Source organism: Pseudomonas sp. LS.1a (assembly GCF_022533585.1).
GTDB lineage: Bacteria > Pseudomonadota > Gammaproteobacteria > Pseudomonadales > Pseudomonadaceae > Aquipseudomonas.
This window is the reverse complement of record NZ_CP092827.1, coordinates 1378295-1401264: the sequence shown is the minus strand read 5'-3', so window position 1 is coordinate 1401264 and position 22970 is coordinate 1378295. Positions and strand designations below refer to the sequence as shown.

Annotated in this window: 20 protein-coding genes; 10 read left to right on the top strand and 10 right to left on the bottom strand. The window is 64.6% G+C overall.

What is annotated here, in order from left to right; all coding sequences use genetic code 11:
- Positions 1 to 35: 35 nt before the first annotated feature.
- Positions 36 to 998, bottom strand: a complete 963-nt coding sequence (locus MKK04_RS06520; protein ID WP_207829108.1) for a DMT family transporter — start codon at positions 996 to 998, stop codon at positions 36 to 38.
- A 254-nt stretch (positions 999 to 1252) separates the two neighbouring features.
- Positions 1253 to 2746, bottom strand: coding sequence for a polyphosphate:AMP phosphotransferase (gene pap / locus MKK04_RS06515; RefSeq protein ID WP_207829110.1), 1494 nt, complete (start codon positions 2744 to 2746; stop codon positions 1253 to 1255).
- 153 nt (positions 2747 to 2899) lie between these two features.
- On the opposite strand from pap, the gene mnmC reads away from it, so the two are divergent.
- The 5 genes from mnmC to MKK04_RS06490 all read left to right on the top strand — a co-directional run bounded on the left by mnmC (position 2900) and on the right by MKK04_RS06490 (position 10467).
- A complete protein-coding gene (mnmC, locus tag MKK04_RS06510; protein WP_241106360.1) occupies positions 2900 to 4864 on the top strand; it encodes a bifunctional tRNA (5-methylaminomethyl-2-thiouridine)(34)-methyltransferase MnmD/FAD-dependent 5-carboxymethylaminomethyl-2-thiouridine(34) oxidoreductase MnmC in 1965 nt (654 codons plus the stop codon).
- Positions 4865 to 5305: 441 nt separating this feature from the next.
- Positions 5306 to 7093 (top strand): N-acetylglutaminylglutamine amidotransferase, encoded by a 1788-nt coding sequence (locus MKK04_RS06505; RefSeq protein ID WP_241106359.1) that lies wholly within the window; start codon positions 5306 to 5308, stop codon positions 7091 to 7093.
- A 3-nt stretch (positions 7094 to 7096) separates the two neighbouring features.
- Positions 7097 to 8842: an N-acetylglutaminylglutamine synthetase gene (gene ngg, locus MKK04_RS06500; RefSeq protein WP_241106358.1), complete on the top strand. Its 1746-nt coding sequence runs from the start codon at positions 7097 to 7099 to the stop codon at positions 8840 to 8842.
- Positions 8843 to 8970: 128 nt separating this feature from the next.
- The gene (locus MKK04_RS06495) at positions 8971 to 10155 is read left to right on the top strand and encodes an osmoprotectant NAGGN system M42 family peptidase (RefSeq protein ID WP_241106357.1); all 1185 of its coding nucleotides are present in this window, start codon (positions 8971 to 8973) and stop codon (positions 10153 to 10155) included.
- An 84-nt stretch (positions 10156 to 10239) separates the two neighbouring features.
- Positions 10240 to 10467: a YheU family protein gene (locus MKK04_RS06490; protein ID WP_051099660.1), complete on the top strand. Its 228-nt coding sequence runs from the start codon at positions 10240 to 10242 to the stop codon at positions 10465 to 10467.
- A gap of 32 nt (positions 10468 to 10499) precedes the next feature.
- Here the strand turns inward: MKK04_RS06490 and csrA are convergent, their stop codons facing one another.
- Positions 10500 to 10688 carry a carbon storage regulator CsrA gene (gene csrA, locus MKK04_RS06485; protein ID WP_063911603.1) on the bottom strand — a complete coding sequence of 63 codons (189 nt, stop codon included), beginning with the start codon at positions 10686 to 10688 and terminating at the stop codon, positions 10500 to 10502.
- Between the two features lie 121 nt (positions 10689 to 10809).
- Entirely contained in the window at positions 10810 to 11619 is an 810-nt protein-coding gene (locus MKK04_RS06480) for an SDR family oxidoreductase (protein WP_207829152.1), read from the bottom strand.
- Between the two features lie 312 nt (positions 11620 to 11931).
- Between MKK04_RS06480 and MKK04_RS06475 the strand changes: the two genes are divergently transcribed.
- On the top strand, positions 11932 to 12084 hold the full coding sequence (locus tag MKK04_RS06475) for a DUF3309 family protein (protein ID WP_013971433.1): 153 nt from the start codon (positions 11932 to 11934) through the stop codon (positions 12082 to 12084).
- 53 nt (positions 12085 to 12137) lie between these two features.
- On the opposite strand, the gene MKK04_RS06470 is transcribed toward MKK04_RS06475, so the two are convergent.
- The 3 genes from MKK04_RS06470 to MKK04_RS06460 all read right to left on the bottom strand — a co-directional run bounded on the left by MKK04_RS06470 (position 12138) and on the right by MKK04_RS06460 (position 15215).
- Positions 12138 to 13802, bottom strand: coding sequence for a cation acetate symporter (locus tag MKK04_RS06470; protein ID WP_063911601.1), 1665 nt, complete (start codon positions 13800 to 13802; stop codon positions 12138 to 12140).
- Complete coding sequence (locus tag MKK04_RS06465) at positions 13799 to 14110, bottom strand: DUF485 domain-containing protein (protein WP_003260090.1); 312 nt, start codon at positions 14108 to 14110, stop codon at positions 13799 to 13801. Before MKK04_RS06465 ends, MKK04_RS06470 begins: the two co-directional genes overlap by 4 nt.
- A gap of 244 nt (positions 14111 to 14354) precedes the next feature.
- Complete coding sequence (locus MKK04_RS06460; protein WP_233687907.1) at positions 14355 to 15215, bottom strand: glycine betaine ABC transporter substrate-binding protein; 861 nt, start codon at positions 15213 to 15215, stop codon at positions 14355 to 14357.
- A gap of 197 nt (positions 15216 to 15412) precedes the next feature.
- Between MKK04_RS06460 and MKK04_RS06455 the strand changes: the two genes are divergently transcribed.
- Positions 15413 to 16978, top strand: coding sequence for a glycoside hydrolase family 17 protein (locus MKK04_RS06455; RefSeq protein ID WP_241106356.1), 1566 nt, complete (start codon positions 15413 to 15415; stop codon positions 16976 to 16978).
- Positions 16979 to 17026: 48 nt separating this feature from the next.
- Here MKK04_RS06455 and MKK04_RS06450 read toward each other — a convergent pair whose 3' ends face one another.
- The gene (locus tag MKK04_RS06450; protein ID WP_207829156.1) at positions 17027 to 17395 is read right to left on the bottom strand and encodes a hypothetical protein; all 369 of its coding nucleotides are present in this window, start codon (positions 17393 to 17395) and stop codon (positions 17027 to 17029) included.
- Between the two features lie 190 nt (positions 17396 to 17585).
- On the opposite strand from MKK04_RS06450, the gene MKK04_RS06445 reads away from it, so the two are divergent.
- Both MKK04_RS06445 and MKK04_RS06440 read left to right on the top strand, forming a co-directional pair.
- Positions 17586 to 18884, top strand: a complete 1299-nt coding sequence (locus MKK04_RS06445) for a serine/threonine protein kinase (RefSeq protein ID WP_046616718.1) — start codon at positions 17586 to 17588, stop codon at positions 18882 to 18884.
- Positions 18877 to 19701, top strand: coding sequence for an MlaA family lipoprotein (locus MKK04_RS06440; RefSeq protein WP_207829158.1), 825 nt, complete (start codon positions 18877 to 18879; stop codon positions 19699 to 19701). Before MKK04_RS06445 ends, MKK04_RS06440 begins: the two co-directional genes overlap by 8 nt.
- A gap of 53 nt (positions 19702 to 19754) precedes the next feature.
- Here MKK04_RS06440 and MKK04_RS06435 read toward each other — a convergent pair whose 3' ends face one another.
- Positions 19755 to 20963: a patatin-like phospholipase family protein gene (locus tag MKK04_RS06435; RefSeq protein ID WP_241106355.1), complete on the bottom strand. Its 1209-nt coding sequence runs from the start codon at positions 20961 to 20963 to the stop codon at positions 19755 to 19757.
- Between the two features lie 149 nt (positions 20964 to 21112).
- Positions 21113 to 22048 carry a lipid A biosynthesis lauroyl acyltransferase gene (locus MKK04_RS06430; RefSeq protein ID WP_063911595.1) on the bottom strand — a complete coding sequence of 312 codons (936 nt, stop codon included), beginning with the start codon at positions 22046 to 22048 and terminating at the stop codon, positions 21113 to 21115.
- Between the two features lie 111 nt (positions 22049 to 22159).
- Between MKK04_RS06430 and minC the strand changes: the two genes are divergently transcribed.
- Entirely contained in the window at positions 22160 to 22918 is a 759-nt protein-coding gene (gene minC / locus MKK04_RS06425; protein ID WP_063911594.1) for a septum site-determining protein MinC, read from the top strand.
- Positions 22919 to 22970: the final 52 nt, after the last annotated feature.

Below are 22970 nucleotides of genomic sequence, written 5' to 3'. Positions count from 1 at the left end.
AGCGGGTTCACCCGCGAAGAGGCCGGCACAGGCGATCAATGAGCCTGGGCCAACCGCGCCCTGCGCGCCCGCCACCCGGCCACCAGCGACGGCCCCAGTGCCACCAGCGCCGAGCCCAGCACCACGGTCACCGCCCCCACATAACCCAAGGCATTGATGGCCTCGGCATGCACATACTCAGGCCACACCAACGCCGCCAGCGCCACCGCGACAAAGGTCACCAGCGGGGTCAACGCCAGCGTGGCACTCACCCGCGACGCCTCCCAGTGCGCCAGCGCCTCGGCAAACGCGCCATAGGCCACCAGGGTATTCAGGCAACAGGCCAGCAACAGCCAGCCTTGCACCGGGGTCAGCTGCAAGGCCTCCAACGGGTGGACCCAGGGCGTCAGCAGCGCGGCGCAGCCGAGGTAGATCACCATCATTACCTGCTGCGAATGCCACACAGTCAGCAGTTGCTTCTGGCTAAGCGCATAGAACACCCAGATGCTGGTGGCCAGCAGGATGGTCAGCACCCCGGTGGTATAGGCGCCGAGCGAGGTCAGCAGCTCTTCCAGGCGCTGGTTGAAAAACAGGCCAAACCCCGCCAGCAGGATCAGCAGGCCCACCCCCTGCCCCAGGCTGAAACGCTCGCGGAACACGAACACGCTGGCCACCAGCAACAGCACCGGGCCGATCTGCACGACCAGTTGCGCGGTGCCCGGGCTGAGCAGGTTGAGGCCGATCAGGTACAGCACGTAGTTGCCCATCAGGCCGAGCACGGCCACTAGCACCAGGCCTTTGCCCTTGGGCGTCAGTTTGCTGAGGGAAGGCAACCTGCGCTTGGCAGCCAGCCAGGCGAACAGCAGGCCGCCGGAGACCAGCAGGCGGTACCAGGTGACGGTGACCGGGTCGACCACTTGCAGCACCTGCTTGAGCTTGATCGGCAGGATGCCCCACAGCAGCGCAGTCAGAAGTGCCAGGAACAGGCCATAGCCCCAGCGGCCGGTAGTGGTATGCATAAAGTCCTCGTTCAAGCCCGTGGTGGGGGTGATTGAATTCTACGGGCTTGGAGGGCGGGGACGGTGGCGGGTGCCGGGAAAAGAATTCATCAGGTCATTCTTCTACGGCATGGCTTGGCAGGTGTGCTGCCTGTTCTGGCCTCTTCGCGGGTAAACCCGCTCCCACAGGAATATCACAGAGTCGAATTTTGTGTGATCCCTGTGGGAGCGGGTTCACCCGCGAAGAGGCCGGCACATGCAAACAGGAACTTCGATTATTTCTTGTCCCTGGCAAACGCCGCCTCAAGCGCCTGGTTGATGGTACGCAGTACCTTCACCCGCGCCCAGCGCTTGTCGTTGGCCTCCACCAGCGTCCACGGTGCGATCTCGGTGCTGGTGCGGTCGACCATGTCCCCCACCGCCTGGACATAGTCGTCCCACTTGTCGCGGTTGCGCCAGTCATCCTCGGTGATCTTGTAGCGCTTGAACGGGATCTGTTCGCGTTCTTCGAAGCGCTCCAGCTGGGTCTGCTGGTCGATCGCCAGCCAGAACTTGACCACCACCGTGCCGGCATTCACCAACTGTTCTTCGAAATCGTTGATCTCGCTGTAGGCGCGCATCCAGTCAGCCGGGCTGCAGAAGCCTTCCACCCGCTCCACCAGCACCCGGCCATACCAGGAGCGGTCGAAGATGGTGAACTTGCCGCGCGCCGGAATGTGCCGCCAGAACCGCCACAGGTATGGCTGCGCGCGCTCTTCTTCAGTGGGCGCGGCAATCGGCACGATGCGGTACTGGCGCGGGTCCAGCGCGGCGGCCACGCGGCGGATGGCACCGCCCTTGCCGGCAGCATCGTTGCCTTCGAACACCGCCACCAGGGCATGTCGGCGCATGTGCTTGTGGCGCAGCAGGCCAGCCAGGCGGGCCTGCTCGGTGACCAGTTGCTCCTGATAGTCGGCCTTGTCCAGGCGCAGGGTCATGTCCAGCGCACCGAGCAGGCTGCGCTGGTCGATACTGCGGCCCAGCGGGGCGACGTTGCCCTGATGCTTGCCTTTGGGGTTGTTGGCCAGTGCCGCCTGCAGGCTTTCCAGCAGGATGCGCCCTACCGCCAGGCTGCGGTAGTTCGGGTCGACGCCCTCGATGATATGCCAAGGCGCATAGTCGCGGCTGGTGCGGCGCAGCACGCGTTCACCAAAGCGCACGAAACGGTCGTAGGTTTCCGACTGCTGCCAGTCCAGCGGGCTGATCTTCCAGCTGTGCAGCGGGTCGTCCTTGAGCGACTTCAGCCTTGCCTTCATCTGCTTCTTGGACAGGTGGAACCAGAACTTGATGATCAGCGCACCTTCGTCGCACAGCATCTCCTCCAGCCGTTCGGCGCCGGTGATGGCCTGGTCGAGCACGGCATCCTTGAACACCCCGTGTACCCGCCCCTGCAGCATCTGGCTGTACCAGTTGCCGAAGAACACACCCATCCGCCCCTTTGGTGGCAGCGCCCGCCAGTAGCGCCAAGCCGGTGGGCGGGCCAGCTCTTCGTCGGTCTGCTGGTCGAAGGTGAGCACATCGATCATGCGCGGGTCCATCCACTCGTTGAGCAGCTTGACCGTCTCGCCCTTGCCGGCGCCTTCGATACCGTTGATCAGCACGATCACCGGGAAGCGCGCCTGCTGCTTGAGTTCGTACTGGGCTTCGAGCAGGGACTCGCGTAAAGCGGGTACCTCGGCGTCGTAAGCCTCCTTGTCGATGCTGTGGCCGATTTCAGCGGATTCGAACATGCACTGGCTCCTTCAATGGATAAGCAAGACTAGCGGATTTGAAGGCTTGTGCAGTACCTGTGGGAGCGGGCGTGCCCGCGAAGAGGCCGGCACAGCCTGCGCAAACGTCCCGGATGGCATAAAATCCGCCCATCCGCTGCAACCGAGCCAACCATGTCCACCCTCCTCCAGCACGCCCAGATCGACTGGGACGACCAGGGCCGCCCCCATTCGCGGCAATACGACGACGTCTATTTCGCGGTCAACGAAGGCATCGAAGAAACCAGGCACGTGTTTCTTGGGCAAACCCGCCTGGCCGAGCGCTTTGCCAACCTCGCCCCGCACACCTGCCTGGTGATCGGCGAAACCGGTTTCGGCACCGGCATGAACTTCTACTGTGCCTGGCAACTGTTCGAGCAACACGCCCACGCCGAGACCCGCCTGCATTTCGTCAGCGTCGAAAAGTACCCCCTCGGTCGCGACGACATGGCCCGCGCCATACGCCTGTGGCCGGAACTGGCGGCCTACAGCCAGCCCCTGCTGGAGCAGTACGTGGCAGTGCACCCGGGCTTCCAGCAGTTCACCTTCGACAACGGCCGGGTCACCCTCACCCTGCTGATCGGTGATGTGCTGGAACAGCTGCCGCAACTCGATGCGCAGATCGATGTGTGGTTCCTCGACGGCTTCGCCCCGGCCAAGAACCCCGACATGTGGACCCCGGAGCTGTTCGCGCAGCTGGCACGGCTGTCACACCCGGGCACGGTGCTAGGCACCTTCACCACTACCGGCTGGGTACGCCGCAGCCTGGTCGACGCCGGCTTCGCCATGAAGAAGGTGCCGGGCATCGGCAAGAAATGGGAAGTGATGAGCGGCGCCTACGTCGGCCCTGTGCCCAGCCCCGGCGCACCGTGGTACGCACGCCCGGCTGCCGCAGCAGGGCCCCGTGAAGCACTGGTCATAGGCGCCGGGCTCGCCGGCAGCACAACCGCCGCCAGCCTGGCCCGGCGTGGCTGGCAGGTTACCGTGCTGGAACGCCACGATACCCCGGCACAGGAAGCTTCGGGTAACCCGCAAGGGGTGCTGTACCTCAAGCTGTCCGCCCATGGCACGGCGCTGTCGCAGATGATCCTGGCCGGTTTCGGCTACACCCGGCGCCAGCTGCAGCGCCTGCAACGTGGCCGCGACTGGGATGCCTGTGGCGTGCTGCAACTGGCCTTCGACAGCAAGGAAGCCGAACGCCAGGGCAAACTGGCCGCAGCCTTCGAACATGACCTGCTGCAGCCACTGGAACGTGCAGAGGCTGAAGCCATCGCCGGGGTGGCCTTGCCGGCGGGTGGCCTGTTCTATCCCGAAGGTGGCTGGGTGCACCCGCCGGCGCTGTGCGAGCAGCAGTTGCAGCACCCGGGTATTCGCCTGCTGACGCACCAGGAGGTGCTCGACCTGCGCAAGGTCGACGGGCAGTGGCAAGCCTGGGCTGGCGAACGCCTGCTGGCCAGCGCGCCGGTGGTGGTCCTGGCCGGTGCCGCCGACGTACAGCGCTTCGAGCCGTGCGCGCAGTTGCCACTCAAGCGCATCCGCGGGCAGATCACCCGCCTGCCGGCAACCGCCGAAAGCCGCGCGCTGCGAACCGTGGTGTGCGCGGAAGGCTATGTGGCACCGCCGCGCGGGGATGAACATACCCTGGGCGCGAGCTTCGACTTCCACAGCACAGACCTGGCGCCGACGGCGGCCGAGCACCAGGGCAACCTGGCATTGCTGGACGAGATCTCTGTCGACCTGGCCCGGCGCCTGGGCACCACCGAACTGGACCCCGGGCAATTGCAGGGGCGTGCGGCGTTCCGTTGCACCAGCCCGGATTACCTGCCGATCGTCGGGCCGGTGGCGGATGCGCAGGCGTTCGCCGAGGCCTACGCAGTGCTGGGCCGGGATGCGCGCCAGGTGCCGGATGTGGCCTGCCCCTGGCTGGGCGGGTTGTATGTGAACAGTGGGCATGGGTCACGCGGGTTGATCACGGCGCCGTTGAGCGGCGAACTGGTGGCGGCGTGGGTGTGCGGGGAACCGCTGCCGTTGCCACGGGCGGTGGCGGAGGCGTGCCACCCCAACCGGTTTGGGTTGCGTAAATTGATCCGCGGGAATTGATTGCATCGGGTGCATGCCGTTGAATTTGTTGTGGCTTGGAGACCGAGCGCCGCCCGCGCGGCGCTTCGCGGGACAAGCCCGCTCCCACATTTGTTGCAACGTGCCGAACCTGTCAGGTCATGGTTGTCAGCCTTGTTGCCTTGACGCGATTTCCCGGCTGACGCTACCGCCGCCTCGCCAGTCTCAAACTCTCCACCAAAGCGGGCAACGCCTCTCCCACAGGCATGGCCACGTTGCAACAAATGTGGGAGCGGGCTTGTCCCGCGAAGCGCCGCGCGGGCGGCGCTCGGTCTCAAAGCCACAACAAATCCAACGCCATCCCCTTCACTCCAACCTCATATAACAGATCGATCTAAAACTCTCACAAACCACATGGGTCAGTTCCTTAAGGTGCCCTAATCCGGGGCACCCCCTCCCCAACGGAAAAACCGGTAAGGACCTATGTGCGGATTAGCAGGAGAGTTGCGTTTCACCCCCATCGATCAAGCCCCTCGCCCAGCCGACCTGGCTGCGGTAGAGCGCATCACCCACCACCTGGCGCCCCGCGGCCCGGATGCCTGGGGCTTCCATAGCCAAGGCCCGATCGCCCTCGGCCACCGGCGCCTGAAAATCATGGACCTGTCCGACGGCTCTGCCCAGCCGATGGTCGACAACACCCTGGGCCTTTCGCTGGCCTTCAACGGCGCCATCTACAACTTCCCCGAACTGCGCCAGGAGCTGCAGGCCCTGGGCTACAGCTTCTGGTCCGATGGCGACACCGAGGTGCTGCTCAAGGGCTACCACGCCTGGGGCGCGGCCTTGCTGCCCAAGCTCAATGGCATGTTCGCCCTGGCCATCTGGGAGCGCGACAACCAGCGCCTGTTCCTCGCCCGCGACCGCCTGGGCGTCAAACCCCTGTACCTGTCGCGCAACGGCGAGCGCCTGCGTTTCGCCTCGACCCTCCCAGCGCTGCTCAAGGGGGGTGACATCGACCCGATGCTCGACCCGGTGGCACTCAACCACTACCTGAATTTCCACGCCGTGGTGCCGGCGCCACGCACCCTGCTGGCCAACGTGCAAAAGCTGGAACCCGGCACCTGGATACGCATCGACCACCATGGCGAAGTGGAACGCCAGACCTGGTGGCAGCTGCACTACGGCGCCAACCCCGACGAACGTGAGCTGGACCTGGAAGGCTGGACCACCCGCGTACTCGACGCCACCCGCGACGCCGTGGCCATCCGCCAACGGGCAGCAGTGGATGTGGGTGTGCTGCTGTCTGGCGGGGTCGACTCCAGCCTGCTGGTCGGCCTGCTGCGCGAAGTGGGCGTGGACGACCTGTCGACCTTCTCCATCGGTTTCGAGGATGCCGGCGGCGAACGCGGCGACGAATTCCAGTATTCCGACCTGATTGCCAGGCACTACGGCACCCGTCACCATCAGCTGCGCATCGCCGAGCACGAGATCATCGAACAACTGCCCGCCGCCTTCCGCGCCATGAGCGAGCCGATGGTCAGCCATGACTGCATCGCCTTCTACCTGCTGTCGCGGGAAGTGGCCAGACACTGCAAGGGCGTGCAGAGCGGCCAGGGCGCCGACGAATTGTTCGCCGGCTACCACTGGTACCCGCAGGTGGACGGCGCCGCGGATGCCTTTGCCGCCTACCGCGAGGCCTTCTTCGATCGCAGCCACGCCGAGTACCGAGACACGGTGCAGGCACCCTGGCTGCTGGAAACCGACGCGGCCGGCGACTTCGTCCGTGAACACTTCGCCCGCCCTGGTGCCCCCGATGCGGTAGACAAGGCGCTGCGCCTGGACAGCACGGTGATGCTGGTCGACGACCCGGTCAAACGGGTCGACAACATGACCATGGCCTGGGGCCTGGAGGCGCGCACGCCATTCCTCGACTACCGCCTGGTGGAGCTTTCGGCGCGCATTCCGGCACGTTTCAAGCTGCCTGACGGTGGCAAGCAGGTGCTCAAGCAGGCGGCGCGGCGGGTGATCCCGCACGAGGTGATCGACCGCAAGAAGGGCTACTTCCCGGTGCCGGGCCTGAAGCACCTGGAAGGCGCTACCCTCGGCTGGGTGCGTGAGCTGCTGACCGACCCCAGCCAGGACCGCGGGCTGTTCAACCCGACCATGCTCGACCGCCTGCTGAGCAACCCACACGGCCAGTTGACGCCGCTGCGCGGCTCCAAGCTGTGGCAGCTGGCGGCGCTGAACCTGTGGCTGAGCGAACAAGGAATCTGACCGATGAAAGCTCACGAAACTGCTTACGGTCAGCGCCTGCTGCGCGGCCAGGCGCCGTCCTACGAGCGCTTGCAGGCGCGCCTGGCCGGCGATGGCAGCCAGCCCCACGACCAGCCGCGCGCCGTGCATTGCGGCTGGGGCCGGCTGCTGATCGGCCACACCTACCCCAACCCGGCCGACCTGGCCGCCGACCTGCTGGAAGAACGCCCCGGCGAGCGCGACATCGCCCTGTACGTGGCCGCGCCACAACAGCTGCTGGCCCAGGCCCCGCAGCAACTGTTCCTCGACCCCTCCGACACCCTGCGCCTGTGGTTCACCGACTACCGCCCGGCGCAGCGCGTGTTCCGCGGTTTCCGCGTGCGCCGGGCGCAGAACCCGGGCGACTGGCAGGCGATCAACACCCTGTACCAGGCGCGCAGCATGCTACCGGTCGACGCCGAGCTGCTCACTCCACTGCACCTGGGCGGCCCGGTGTACTGGCTGGCCGAGGACGAAGACAGCGGCGCAGTGATCGGCAGCGTCATGGGCCTGAACCACGCCAAGGCGTTCGACGACCCCGAGCACGGCAGCAGCCTGTGGTGCCTGGCAGTAGACCCGCACTGCACCCGCCCCGGCGTGGGTGAAGTGCTGGTGCGCCACCTGATCGAGCACTTCATGAGCCGCGGCCTGGCCTACCTGGACCTGTCGGTGCTGCACGACAACCGCCAGGCCAAGCGCCTGTACCAGAAGCTGGGTTTTCGCAACCTGCCGACCTTCGCGGTCAAGCGCAAGAACGGCATCAACGAGCAGCTGTTTCTGGGGCCTGGGCCACAAGCCGACCTCAACCCGTACGCACGCATCATCGTCGACGAAGCGCTGCGTCGAGGCATCGAGGTACAAGTGGACGATGCCGCCGGCGGGCTGTTCACCCTCAGCCTGGGCGGGCGCCGCATTCGCTGCCGTGAGTCGCTCAGCGACCTGACCAGCGCCGTGACCATGACCCTGTGCCAGGACAAGCGCCTGACCCGGCATGCCCTGCACAACGCCGGGTTGCAGGTGCCGGCGCAGCAAATGGCCGGCAATGCCGACGACAACCTGGCGTTTCTCGACGAGCACGGCGCAGTGGTGGTCAAGCCGGTCGATGGCGAGCAAGGCCAGGGGGTGGCGGTGAACCTGACCTGCATCGAAGACATCACCCACGCCGTGGCGCATGCCCGCCAGTTCGACAGCCGCGTGTTGCTGGAAAGCTTCCACGCCGGGCATGACCTGCGCATCGTGGTGATCGGCTATGAAGTGGTCGCTGCCGCCATCCGTCACCCGGCGCAGGTGCTGGGTGATGGCAAGCACAGCATCCGCCAGCTGATCGATGCCCAGAGCCGCCGACGCCAGGCGGCAACCGCTGGCGAAAGCCGCATTCCACTGGACGACGAAACCGAGCGCACCCTGCGCGCAGCGGGCTTTGGCTACGACGACGTGTTGCCCGCCAGCCAGCGCCTGGCCGTGCGGCGCACCGCCAACCTGCATACCGGCGGCACCCTGGAGGACGTGACCGAACGCCTGCACCCGGTGCTGGCCGACGCCGCCATACGCGCTGCGCGGGCGCTGGAGATTCCAGTGGTGGGGCTGGACCTCATGGTGCGTGATGCCGGGCAACCGGAGTACGTGATCATCGAGGCCAACGAGCGTGCCGGCTTGGCCAACCATGAACCGCAGCCTACCGCCGAGCGTTTTATCGACCTGCTGTTTCCGCATAGCCGGCCTCTGGCGTAACCGCTGCTGGCCTCTTCGCGGGTAAACCCGCTCCCACAGGTACGGCGCTGCGCTCAGGCCCTGTGGGGTCCCTGTGGGAGCGGGTTTACCCGCGAAGAGGCCGCCGCAGGATATAAGGAGCCCCAACCATGTCCGACCGCCATCCCGAACCCGATCTCGACTACCTCAAGCGCGTGCTGCTGGAGATGCTTGCCATCCCCAGCCCCACCGGTTTCACCGACACCATCGTGCGCTACGTGGCCGAACGCCTGGACGAGCTGGGCATCCCTTTCGAGCTGACCCGCCGTGGCACCATCCGCGCCACCCTCAAGGGCCGGCAGACCTCACCCGATCGCGCCGTATCCGCCCACCTGGACACCATCGGCGCCAGCGTGCGCCAGTTGCAGGACAATGGCCGCCTGGCCCTGGCACCGGTCGGTTGCTGGTCCAGCCGCTTTGCCGAAGGCAGCCGGGTCAGTGTGTTCACCGACACTGGCATATACCGTGGCAGCGTGCTGCCGCTGATGGCCAGCGGGCACGCCTTCAATACCGCCATCGACCAGATGCCGATCAGTTGGGAAAACGTGGAGGTACGCCTGGATGCCTACTGCGCCACCCGTGCCGACTGCGAGGCGCTAGGCGTGAGCATCGGTGATTTCGTTGCCTTCGACCCACTGCCCGAATTCACCGAAAGCGGCCACATCAGCGCCCGCCACCTGGACGACAAGGCCGGTGTTGCAGCGCTGCTGGCAGCGCTGAAAGCCGTCGTGGAAAGCGGCCGCCAACCGCTGATCGACTGCCACCCGCTATTCACCATCACCGAGGAGACCGGCTCTGGCGCGGCTGGCGCCCTGCCCTGGGATGTCAGCGAGTTCCTCGGCATTGACATTGCCCCGGTGGCGCCCGGGCAGGCCTCCAGCGAGCATGCGGTGAGCGTGGCCATGCAGGACTCGTCAGGGCCTTACGACTACCACCTGTCCCGCCACCTGCTGAAACTGGCCAACGACCACGACCTGCCGGTGCGGCGCGATGTGTTCCGTTACTACTTCAGCGATGCCCATTCTGCGGTGACGGCGGGGCACGATATACGTACCGCGCTGGTGGCATTTGGCTGCGATGCCACCCATGGGTATGAGCGAACCCATATCGACAGCCTGGCGGCGCTGAGCCGGTTGCTGTCAGCGTACCTGCTGAGCCCGCCGGTGTTTGCCAGTGATTCGCAACCGGCCAATGCATCGTTGGAACGTTTCAGCCATCAGCTGGAGCATGATGCGCAGATGGAGAGCGATACGCGGGTGCCGGCGGTGGATAGCCTGGTCGGGAACAAGCCTTGAGGGCCCAGGGGGCTGCTTTGCAGCCCCAAAATCCCGAATGTTTCGCGTAGCATGTCCCCACCAACACCCTAGGCAACGCCCACCATGCTGATCCCCTACGACCAACTGCAAGCCGAAACCCTGACCCGCCTGATCGAGGACTTCGTCACCCGCGACGGCACCGACAACGGCGACGACACCCCGCTGGAAACCCGTGTGCTGCGAGTGCGCCAGGCCTTGGCCAAGGGGCAGGCGTTCATCCTGTTCGACCCGGAGAGCCAGCAGTGCCAGTTGCTGGCCAGGCATGATGTGCCCCGCGAGCTGCTCGACTAGCAGGTACGGCCTCTTCGCGGGCACAGGCAACATCAAACCCTGCGGGCTTTACCCTGCTGCCCTTCCTTGATGCGCTTGTACACCTCGGCCCGATGCACCGGCACCTGGCGCGGGGCATCCACGCCAAAGCGCACCACCCCCTCCCGCGTCTCTACCACCATGATCCGAATGTCATCACCAATCACGATGACCTCCCCTACTTCGCGCCCTATTACCAGCATGCTCCGATCCTCCAGACGAAAGGGAAAACCGGAGCCTGCCTTGATGGCATTCGGCTACTCAATAGCTCTGCTGCGAATCAGAAGCACCCTACATCTTGAGGTAATTTTCCTTACAGACGTGTCATCGCGAATGAGCCTTGGCCCGCATTTTCACCGCCATTTCAGCCATCTCGTCATACAGCCGCTCGGGGGCCTGACGCTTCAGTTGCCAGGCCTGGCGCCCGGCCTCATGGGGCAGGATCAGGAACTCACCCGCGCCAACCTGCTGGTGGATGTAGTCGGCGATTTCCGCTGCATTGATCGGCGAGCCTTCCAGCAGCTTGCCAACCTGCGCTTTCATCGCCGGGTTCGGCCCGCGGAACGAGTCCAGCAGGTTGGTCTGGAAGAATGACGGGCACACCACGTGCACCGCCACCTCCAGCTGGCGCAGCTCCACCAGCAGGCTTTCCGACAGGGCCAGCACGCCGGCCTTGGCCACGTTGTAGTTGCTCATGCCCGGGCCCTGCATCAGCGCGGCCATCGAGGCGATATTGATGATCCGCCCCTTGCTGCGCTCCAGCAGCGGCAGGAAGGCTTTGCAGCCCTTGACCACGCCCATCAGGTTGACCGCGATCTGCCAGTCCCAGTCCTCCAGCGAAAGTTCGGCGAAGAACCCGCCCGAGGCGACGCCGGCATTGTTGACGATCACATCGATGCCGCCGAATTGCTCGGTGCAGGCCTGGGCCAGGGCAGTGAGCTGGCTGTAGTCGCGCACGTCACAGCGCTGGACGAAGCCCTCGCCGCCGGCCGCGCGGGCCAGCGCCAGGGTTTCGCGCAGGCCGGCTTCGTTGACATCGGCCAGCGCCAGGCGCCAGCCCTCACGCGCCCAGCGCAGGGCGATCTCGCGACCGAGGCCGGACCCGGCGCCGGTGATCATGATGCGGTTTTGCATGGTGGCTGGCCTTGTTCTGATGGGTTGAGCAACAAGTCTAATCAAGGCCTCGGGGGCAGGCAGGGTTCATCAGGGTAGTGAATGGAAGGGCATGATTGTGTGGTCAGTTCCGGCCTCTTCGCGGGTAAACCCGCTCCCACAGGGACAGCGCAACCCACAGGCCTGTGATGATCCTGTGGGAGCAGGTTTACTCGCGAAGAGGCCGGCCCAAGCAACCACTCAAATGGAATTTTTTACACCCCCCACTAGTCCCTACTTGCAAGAGGCCAGCAGTCCGAGGCCCTTGACCTTCAACCACGCAAGGACTCCGTCATGACCACGATCCTCATCATCATCCTGATCCTTCTGCTGATTGGTGGCTTACCGGTCTTCCCGCACTCGCGCAGCTGGGGCTACGGCCCGTCCGGCATCATCGGCGTGGTGCTGGTTGTCCTGTTGGTGTTGTTGCTGCTAGGCATGATCTAGCGGCGAAAACAAAAAAACCGCGCCGAAGCGCGGTTTTTTCATTGCCGGAAGGATCAGTGCGAAACAGCCCCCGAAGCCCCCAGGCCAGTCTGCGAACGCACGAACTGCGGGAAGAACAGCGCACGTTCGTCTTCAGCAGCCTTGGACTTGTCGGTGACCGAGAAGAACCAGATGCTGACGAAGGCAATAGCCATGGAGAACAGCGCCGGGTACTCGTACGGGTAGATCGGCTTCTCGTGTCCGAGGATCTGTACCCAGATGGTCGGGCCGAGGATCATCAGCGTCACCGCACTCACCAGGCCCAGCCAGCCGCCGATCATGGCGCCGCGGGTGGTCAGCTTCTTCCAGTACATCGAGAGCAGCAGTACCGGGAAGTTGCAGCTGGCCGCGATGGAGAACGCCAGGCCGACCATGAAGGCGATGTTCTGCTTCTCGAACAGGATGCCCAGGCCGATCGCCAGCACGCCCAGGGCAACGGTGGTGATCTTCGACACGCGGATCTCGTCCTTGTCGTTGGCCTTGCCCTTGCGCCATACACTGGCGTACAGGTCGTGGGACACCGCCGAGGCACCGGCCAGGGTCAGGCCGGCAACCACCGCCAGGATGGTGGCGAAGGCCACCGCCGAGATGAAGCCGAGGAACACGCTGCCACCCACGGCGTTGGCCAGGTGCACCGCGGCCATGTTGTTACCGCCCAGCAGAGCGCCAGCGGCGTCCTTGAAGTCCGGGTTGGTGCTGACCAGCAGGATGGCGCCAAAGCCGATGATGAAGGTGAGGATGTAGAAGTAGCCAATGAAGCCGGTGGCGTACAGCACGCTCTTGCGCGCTTCCTTGGCGTCACTGACGGTGAAGAAGCGCATCAGGATGTGCGGCAGGCCGGCAGTACCGAACATCAGTGCCAGGCCCAGCGAGAACGCCGAGATCGGGTCCTTGACCAGGCCGCCCGGGCTCATGATCGCCTCGCCCTTGGCGTGCACCTTGATCGCTTCGGAGAACAGGGTGTTGAAATCGAAGCCCACGTGCTTCATCACCATCAGCGCCATGAAGCTGGCACCGGACAGCAACAGCACGGCCTTGATGATCTGTACCCAGGTGGTGGCCAGCATGCCGCCGAACAGTACGTACAGGCACATCAGGATACCCACCAGGATCACCGCCACATGGTAGTCCAGGCCGAACAGCAGCTCGATCAGCTTGCCAGCACCGACCATCTGGGCGATCAGGTAGAAGGCCACTACCACCAGCGAGCCGGAGGCCGACAGGGTGCGGATTTCTTTCTGCCCGAGGCGGTACGAGGCCACGTCGGCGAAGGTGTACTTGCCCAGGTTGCGCAGGCGTTCGGCGATCAGGAAGAGAATGATCGGCCAGCCGACCAGGAAGCCGATCGAGTAGATCAGGCCGTCGTAGCCAGAGGTGAACACAAGTGCGGAAATACCCAGGAACGAGGCAGCCGACATGTAGTCACCGGCAATCGCCAGGCCGTTCTGGAAGCCGGTGATCTTGCCACCGGCGGCGTAGTAGTCCGACGCCGACTTGTTGCGCTTGGAGGCCCAGTAGGTAATGCCGAGGGTGAAGGCGACGAAAGCCACGAACATGGCGATCGCGGAAACGTTCAGCGGTTGCTTCTGCACCTCGCCGGTCAGGGCATCGGCGGCCCACACGGCGGGTGCGAAGGCTCCGCAGGCCAGTACGGCCAGGGCTTTGGCATGGCGAATCATTGTTGCGCCTCCTTCAGGATGGCCTTGTTCAGCTCATCGAATTCGCCGTTGGCACGGCGTACGTAGATGGCGGTCAGGACGAATGCCGAGACGATCAGGCCGACGCCCAGGGGAATACCCCAGGTAATCGATGACTCAGGGCTGAGCTTGGTGCCCAGGATCTGAGGACCGTAGGCGATCAGGAGGATGAAGGCGCAGTACAGGCCGAGCATGATCGCCGAGAGAATCCAGGCGAACCGTTCGCGTTTGGTGACCAGCTCCTTGAAGCGGGGGCTGTTTTGTATCGAGAGGTAAATGCTGTCGTTCATTGTTTTTGTCCTAGCAGCACAGATAGGGGTGGAACCCACGACCCTTACTTTATGCGGCTATCGGACGCCAACCAGACGACCTTAGTCTTAGATGCAACGGTGTTTTACCGGTTGCGTAACAAAGTGATGGCCTCTTCGCGGGTAAACCCGCTCCCACAAGGGATGTGCACAAGCCTGAAGACTGTGGATATCCCTGTGGGAGCGGGTTTACCCGCGAAGCAGCAAAACTGGTCCTGACAGGTTGTTACTTGCCAGTCCACTCCTTCACACGATCAGGGTGCTTGGCCACCCAGTCCTTGGCCGCCGCTTCAGGCTTGGCGCCTTCCTGGATCGCCAGCATCACTTCGCCAATCTCGTCCTTCGACTGCCAGTTGAACTTCTTCAGGAACTCCGCCACTTCCGGGGCCTTGGTCGCCAGTTCCTTGCTGCCGATGCTGTTCACGGTTTCCGCGGCGCCATACACGCCTTTCGGGTCTTCGAGGAACTTCAGCTTCCACTTGGCGAACATCCAGTGCGGTACCCAGCCAGTCACTGCAATGGACTGCTGCTTGGCATAGGCACGGCCCAGTTCCGCAGTCATCGCCGCGCCGGAGCTGGCCTGCAGCTTGTAACCGCTCAGGTCGTAGTCCTTGATGGCCTGGTCGGTCTTGAGCATTACGCCGGAGCCTGCGTCGATGCCGACGATCTTCTGCTTGAAGGTGTCGTCGGTCTTGAGGTCGGCGATGCTCACCGCCTTGACGTACTCGGGGACGATCAGGCCGATCTTGGCGTCCTTGAAGTTCGGGCCGTAGTCGACCACGTTGTCCTTGTTCTTGGCCCAGTACTCGCCATGGGTCACCGGCAACCAGGCCGACAACATGGCATCGAGCTTGCCGGTTGCCACGCCCTGCCACATGATCCCGGTGGCCACGGCCTGCAACTTCACGTCGTAACCGAGTTTCTGCTTGATCACTTCGGCGGCCACGTTGGTGGTCGCCACGCTGTCAGCCCAACCATCCACGTAACCAATGCTTACTTCTTTGGCCATTGCCTGTGCCGCGCTCATGGCCAGTACCATGGCGGTGCCCACACCCAGGAAACGTCGCATTCTTGTAATAGCAGCCATCAAAGCATCCCCTCGTCAGGTCTCGGAATTTGCATCATCGTCCTGCAACAATAGTCGACCTGCTCCAGCTACGACCTGTAGCCGCCCCATATGCGACAGCACTATGCCATTAGCGCCATCGGCCTACGCCAACCTGCGCGATCCTTGCATGCCAAAGGTTTGGCGCCGGGCTACTATCTACCCTTTTGCGCCTGACGATGGACCGCCCGATGCCCAGTTCTACCCGCCTGCTGCTGCCGTTGTACCTGCTTGCCTGCCTGCTCGCCCTGCTCGGGCTCGGAGGGCTCTGGTACGGGCTTGGCAAGTCGGTGCAACTGCCCGACGCGGCCAGCCCGACACACAAGCTGCAATGCGCCTCGTACACCCCGTTCGACAAGGACCAGTCGCCCTACGACCAGCCGTTGCGCCTGCGCCCGGCACGCATGGATGCCGACCTGGCGTTGCTGGCCGAGCGTTTTCAGTGCATCCGTACCTATTCCCAGACCGGTCTTGAGGCGATCCCGGCGCTGGCGCGCAAGCATGGCCTGAAAGTGATGCTGGGTGCCTGGGTCAACGCCCACCCGGCAGACACCGAGAAAGAAATCGACCTGCTGATCGCCGCCGCCAACGCCAACCCCGACGTGGTCAGCGCGGTGATCGTCGGCAACGAGACGCTGCTTCGCAAGGAAGTAACCGGCGCGCACCTGGCCACGCTGATCGCCCGGGTGAAAAGCCAGGTCAAGGTGCCGGTAACCTACGCCGATGTGTGGGAATTCTGGTTGCAGCACCCGCAGGTGGCACCTGCGGTGGACTTCCTGACTATCCACCTGCTGCCTTACTGGGAAGACGACCCGCGAGGCATCGACGAAGCCCTGGCCCACGTCGCCGATGTGCGCCGGGTGTTTGGCACGCGCTTCGCGCCCAAGGACATTCTGATCGGCGAAACCGGCTGGCCCAGCGAAGGCCGCCAGCGCGAGACCGCGGAGCCCGGCCGGGTCAACGAGGCGCGCTTCATTCGTGGGTTTGTGGCCATGGCCGAAAACAACGGCTGGCACTACAACCTGATCGAGGCGTTCGACCAGCCATGGAAGCGCGCCAATGAAGGGGCGGTCGGTGGTTACTGGGGGCTTTACGATGCCGACCGGCAGGACAAGGGCGTACTTGAAGGGCCGGTGAGCAACCTGCCTTACTGGCCGCAATGGTTGCTGGCCGGTGCCGTGCTGATGGTGCTGATGCTGATGCTTGCCGGGCGCCCTGCCACCCCGACAGCGGCCATATTGCTGCCGTTGCTGGCGGCGTTTGGTGCCGCTTGCCTGGGGCTTTGGGGCGAGCTGATGCGCACCCATGCGCGGTTTGCCGGGGAATGGCTGTGGGCGCTGCTGCTGGCGGGGCTGAACCTGTTGGTACTGGCCCATGCCGTGCTGGCCCTGGCGCGGCGCACGGGCTGGCGCGAGCGCCTGTACGCCTGGCTGCAGGCGCGGGCCGGCTGGTTGTTGCTGGCGGCAGGTTTTGCCGCAGCGGTGAGCATGCTGGCGATGGTGTTCGACCCACGCTATCGCAGCTTCCCCAGCGCAGCGCTGGCGCTGCCGGCGCTGGTGTTTGCACGGTGGCCGGTGCGGGCGCCGCGGGCGGAGGTGGCGTTGCTGGCGTTCATCGTCGGTGCCGGGGTGGCGCCACAGTTGTTTGTGGAAGGGCTGGAGAACCAGCAGGCCTGGGGGTGGGCCGGGGTGAGTGTGCTGATGACGGCTGCCTTGTGGCGGAGCTTGCGATTGCGACCGGTTTGAGCATTAGGGTGGGGTCGGCAGGGGCACAACAACCAAGGCATCTCCCTGTCAGCCACGCCGCGCTTGCCTGACCAACCGCAACCCCGCCAGCACCAGCGCGAACACGGCAATGCTGGCGGTATACAGCACCAGCGCCGGTACTGCGAACACCAACGCCACCACTGCCAGCCACCAGCCGCTACGGCCAGCAACGACCTGCGCCAGCAGCGCCAGCGCCAGCCCGCTCCAGGCCATCACCTGATGATGAATGCCCAACCCCAGCAACGACCGCACCTCACACTGCCAGTACGCCGCCGGCGCCGTGCACAGCCCAACCCATTGCCCGTCTTCCATCAGCCCGTAGCGCACGCCATAACTGGCAGCAAGCCACAGCCCCAGAAACAGCAAAAGCAGCGCAGCCGGCAGCGAACGAGACATCCAGTTCTCCAATAGCGGTAATCGAAAGCATCCATGATCGCTTATGCCCTGTTGTAAGGCAAAATCACATCTCTGCAGCTATGTTGCAGTTAACAAGCACACCAAAGACCACCGCACTTGGCAACTTTGCCCGGTCCGCTGTGGTCCTAGCCTGCACACTGCTCGACCTTGCGTTCTTCTGGGGGATTACATGCTTCGATCTTTGCGCCTCGCTGCCTTGCTCGGCGGCCTGCTCATGGCTGTGGCCGCTTCGGCGCGGGATATCGACGCCGCGAGCTATGGCTACCCCTTGACCAACCCGTTCGAGGCAACCATCGCCACCACGCCGCCAGACCAGCGCCCCACCCTGCCCGACGATGACGAAATCAGCCAGTCCGACTACAGCCTCAATCTGCGCCCGGACCGTGAGTTCACCCTGCCCGACAACTTCTGGGCAGTGAAAAAACTCAAGTACCGCCTGGCCCGCCAGGACCACGAGGCACCGCTGATCTTCATCATCGCCGGCACCGGTGCGCCCTACACCAGCAGCATCAACGAATACCTGAAAAAGCTGTTCTACCAGGCCGGCTTCCACGTGGTGCAGCTGTCGTCGCCCACCAGCTACGACTTCATGAGCGCCGCCTCGCGCTTCGCCACCCCCGGCGTCAGCCAGGAGGATGCCGAAGACATGTACCGGGTGATGCAGGCCGTGCGCGCCCAGCACCCGCGCCTGCCAATCAGCGAGTTCTACCTCACCGGCTACAGCCTGGGCGCACTCGACGCGGCCTTCGTCAGCCACCTGGACGAAACCCGCCGCAGCTTCAACTTCAAGCGCGTGCTGCTGCTGAACCCGCCGGTCAACCTGTACACCTCGATCAACAACCTCGACAAGCTGGTACAGACCCAGGTCAAGGGTATCGACCGCAGCACCACCTTCTACGAGCTGATGCTGGCCAAGCTGACCCGCTACTTCCAGGAAAAGGGCTACATCGACCTCAATGAAGCCCTGCTGTACGACTTCCAGCAGTCGCGCCAGCACCTGTCCAACGAGCAGATGGCCATGCTGATCGGCACCTCGTTCCGCTTCTCGGCGGCCGACATTGCCTTCACCTCCGACCTGATCAACCGCCGCGGCCTGATCATTCCGCCGAAGTTCCCGATCACCGAAGGCAGCAGCCTCACGCCGTTCTTCAAGCGTGCCCTGCAGTGCGACTTCGACTGCTACATGACCGAGCAGGTCATCCCCATGTGGCGCGCCCGCACCGATGGCAACAGCATCCTGCAACTGGTCAACCAGGTCAGCCTGTATGCGCTGGAGGACTACCTGAGCAGCAGCGACAAGATCGCCGTGATGCACAACGCCGACGACGTCATCCTCGGCCCCGGCGACATAGGCTTCCTGCGCAAGGTATTCGGTGAGCGCCTGACCCTTTACCCCCACGGCGGCCATTGCGGCAACCTCAATTACCGCGTCAACAGTGACGCCATGCTGGAGTTCTTCCGTGGTTAACAAACTCCTCTTCGCCACTGCCCTGTTCGCCACCGGCCATGCCCTGGCCGCCGAAACCGCCCCCCGGGCCAGCGTGGTCGAAGCCGACCCGCAAGTTACCGAAGCACCACTGGCGCCCGAGGCCGATGGTTTCCTCGACCCGCTGCGCGAGCTGAAATTCAACCCGGGGCTGGACCAGCGCGAGTTCGAGCGCTCTACCCTGCAGGCACTGAACGTGTACGACCCGCTGGAGTCGATCAACCGGCGCGTCTATCACTTCAACTACCGTCTGGACCAATGGGTGCTGCTGCCCATGGTAAGCGGCTACCAGTACGTCACGCCGCGCTTCGTGCGCACCGGGGTGACCAACTTCTTCAACAACCTGGGCGACGTGCCGAACCTGTTCAACAGCGTGTTGCAGTTGAAGGCCAAGCGCTCGGCGGAGATCACCGCACGGCTGATGTTCAACACCATCATCGGCGTGGGTGGGCTGTGGGACCCGGCTACCAGCATGGGCCTGCCGCGGCAAAGTGAAGACTTCGGCCAGACCTTGGGCTTCTACGGCGTACCGGACGGGCCGTACCTGATGCTGCCAGTGCTGGGGCCGTCGAACCTGCGCGATACCACCGGGCTGGTGGTGGATTATGCGGGCGAACAGGCGATCAACTACCTGAATGTGGCCGAAGCCAGCAGCGACCACCCGGAAATCTCCGTCCTGCGTGTGGTGGACAAGCGCTACAGCACCAAATTCCGCTATGGCCAGCTCAACTCGCCGTTCGAGTACGAGAAGGTGCGGTATGTGTATACCCAGGCGCGCAAGCTGCAGATAGCCGAGTAGGCAGGCCAGGCCTCTTCGCGGGTAAAACCGCTCCCACAGGGACTGCACCACCCTCAGGTATTGTGCGATCCCTGTGGGAGCGGGTTTACCCGCGAAGAGGCCGGCACTGGCAACATCAACCCCAGGAACTGGCAAAGCTCCCGCTTCTTGGCCAAGGCATCCTTTCGCCCCAGCTCTATCAGCTCGCTGCAGTAACTGGCCTCGAACAGCAAATAGCTCAACACCCCCGCCCCGCTGGTACGCGTCGCCCCCGGCCCGCGCAGGAACACGCGCAACGCCGCCGGCAACTCGCGCCGGTGCCGCGCGGCAATCTCGTCCAGCGGCTGACTGGGCGCCACCACCAGCACGTCGATTGGCGCCAGGCCCAGGCGCCGGGCATCCAGGTGCGCCGGCAACAGGTGGCTCAGGTGGTTCAGGCGCTGCAGCAGCTCGATATCATCTTCCAGGCTGTCAATGAACGTGCTGTTGAGCATGTGCCCGCCGATCTGCGCCAGGCTCGGCTGCTGCCCGCTGAACACGCGCTGGGTCGGCAACGGTGGCGCCGGCCGCTGCGGGTTGCCACTGACCCCGACGACCAGTACCCGGCTGGCGCCCAGGTGCAAGGCTGGGCTGATCGGCGCCGACTGGCGTACCGCACCATCACCGAAATATTCGTCGCCCAGCCGCACCGGGGCGAACAGCAGCGGGATGGCCGCACTGGCCAGCAGGTGGTCGATGGTCAACGGCGTGGGCATGCCGATGCGGCGGTGGCGCAACCAGGCTTCGATGGTGCCGCGGCCCTGGTAGAAAGTCACCGCCTGGCCGGATTCGTAGCCAAAGGCGGTCACTGCGACGGCGCGCAGTTGCTCGGCGGCCAGGGAGTGGGCGATGCCGTCCAGGTTCAGGTGCGCCTGCAGCAGGCCGCGCAATGGGCTGCTGTCCAGTAGCGCCACCGGCGCCGGGCCACCCAGGCCCAGCAGGTTGTGGCCGACGAAGCGGCTGGCCTGGCGGACCACGCCGGGCCAGTCGCTGCGGATCACCAGATGGCTGCGAAAGTTCTGCCAGAAGGCGGTGAGCCGTTGTACGGCTTCGCTGAAATGGGTGGCGCCGCTGGCCAGGGTGACGGCGTTGATGGCGCCGGCGGAGGTACCGACGATGACCGGGAACGGGTTGTGCGCGCCGGCGGGCAGCAACTCGGCAATGCCGGCCAGCACGCCGACCTGGTAGGCGGCGCGGGCGCCGCCGCCAGAAAGGATGAGACCGGTTACCGGGGGTGGCGCCATAGGAGTCCTTCCTGGGGTTGATGTGCTGTCAGTGCCGGCCCTTACGCGGGTAAACCCGCTCCCACAGGTATTACAAAGCCTTCAGGGCCTGTGGAGAACCTGTGGGAGCGGGTTCACCCGCGAATAGGCCGGCACAGGCAAAACAAGATTCAACGCTTCTTCTTGTCATACAGCCGCGGCGCCCCTTCGGGCCGCGACTTGAACCGGCGATGCGCCCACAGGTACTGCTCGGGGCATTCGCGCAACACGCTTTCGACCCACTGGTTGATGCGCAGGCAGTCCGCCTCTTCGCTCTCCCCGGGGAAGTCCGCCAACGGCGGGTGGATCACCAGACGATAGCCGCTGCCATCTTCCAGGCGCTTCTGGGTGAACGGAATCACCTGCGCCTTGCCCAACCGGGCAAACTTGGTGGTGGCCGTCACCGTCGCCGCCGGGATGCCGAACAGCGGCACGAACAGGCTCTGCTTGGCGCCGTAGTCCTGGTCCGGTGCGTACCAGATCGCCCGGCCCGAACGCAGCAGCTTGAGCATGCCGCGCACATCCTCGCGCTCCACCGCCAGCGAGTCGAGGTTATGCCGCTCGCGGCCGCTGCGCTGGATGAAGTCGAACAGCGGGTTGCCGTGCTCGCGGTACATGCCGTCGATGGTGTGCTGCTGGCCGAGCAGCGCGGCGCCGATTTCCAGGGTGGTGAAGTGCACCGCCATCAGAATGGCACCCTGCCCCGCCTGCTGGGCGGCCTGCAGGTGCTCCAGCCCCTCGACATGGGCAAGACGCGCCAGCCGGGCCTTGGGCCACCACCAGCTCATGGCCATTTCGAAGAAGGCGATACCGGTGGAGGCGAAGTTGGCCTTGAGCAGACGCTGCCGTTCGTCGACCGACAGCTCCGGGAAGCACAGTTCCAGGTTGCGCGCGGCAATGCGCCGCCGCTCACCGGCAAAGCGGTACATCACCGCACCCAGCGCGGCACCGACTTTCAACAGGACCCGGTACGGCAACTGGACCACCAGCCACAGCAGGCCCAGGCCCAACCACAGGCCCCAGAAACGTGGGTGAAGGAAATAGGGACGAAAACGCGGGCGTTCCATTGAAGCTTCCGGAAAGACAAAGGCCGCGCATTCTACAACGGATCAGCGCATGTTGCGGGCAACCGGTCTTATCGTTATAAGTCAGGGCACTTTTTTCGCAACAAGCCGTCTATGCAGACCATGAGCCCAAACCACACACCCGATACCGCCTCCGTGTTCCAGCTCAAGGGCAGCATGCTCGCCATTACAGTGCTGGAGCTGGCGCGCAATGACCTTGAGGCCCTCGACCGCCAACTGGCGGCCAAAGTCGCCCAGGCACCGAACTTCTTCAGCAACACGCCGCTGGTGCTGGCGCTGGACAAGCTGCCGGCCGGCGAAGGGGCAATCGACCTGCCCGGCTTGATGCGGATCTGCCGCCACCACGGCCTGCGCACCCTGGCCATCCGCGCCAGCCGTATCGAAGACATCGCCGCGGCCATCGCCATCGACCTGCCGGTGCTGCCACCATCCGGCGCCCGCGAACGGCCGCTGGAGCCCGAGCCCGAGGTGAAGAAGCCCGAGCCGGCCCCGGTCCCGCCGCCGATCCTTGAACCCGAGGTGCGCCCGACCCGCATCATCACTTCGCCAGTACGTGGCGGCCAGCAGATCTACGCCCAGGGCGGCGACCTGGTGGTGACCGGTTCGGTCAGCCCGGGGGCGGAACTTCTGGCCGATGGCAACATCCATGTGTACGGCGCCATGCGCGGCCGCGCCCTGGCCGGCATCAAAGGCAATACCAAGGCACGTATCTTCTGCCAGCAGATGACCGCCGAAATGGTCTCCATCGCCGGCCAGTACAAGGTCTGCGAAGACCTGCGCCGCGACCCGCTGTGGGGCACCGGCGTGCAAGTCAGCCTGTCTGGCGACGTGTTGAACATCACCCGTCTTTAACGGATACTTGCCAGCATTTTTAGTGCAACTTTTCTTACCGTTGCCATTTTTT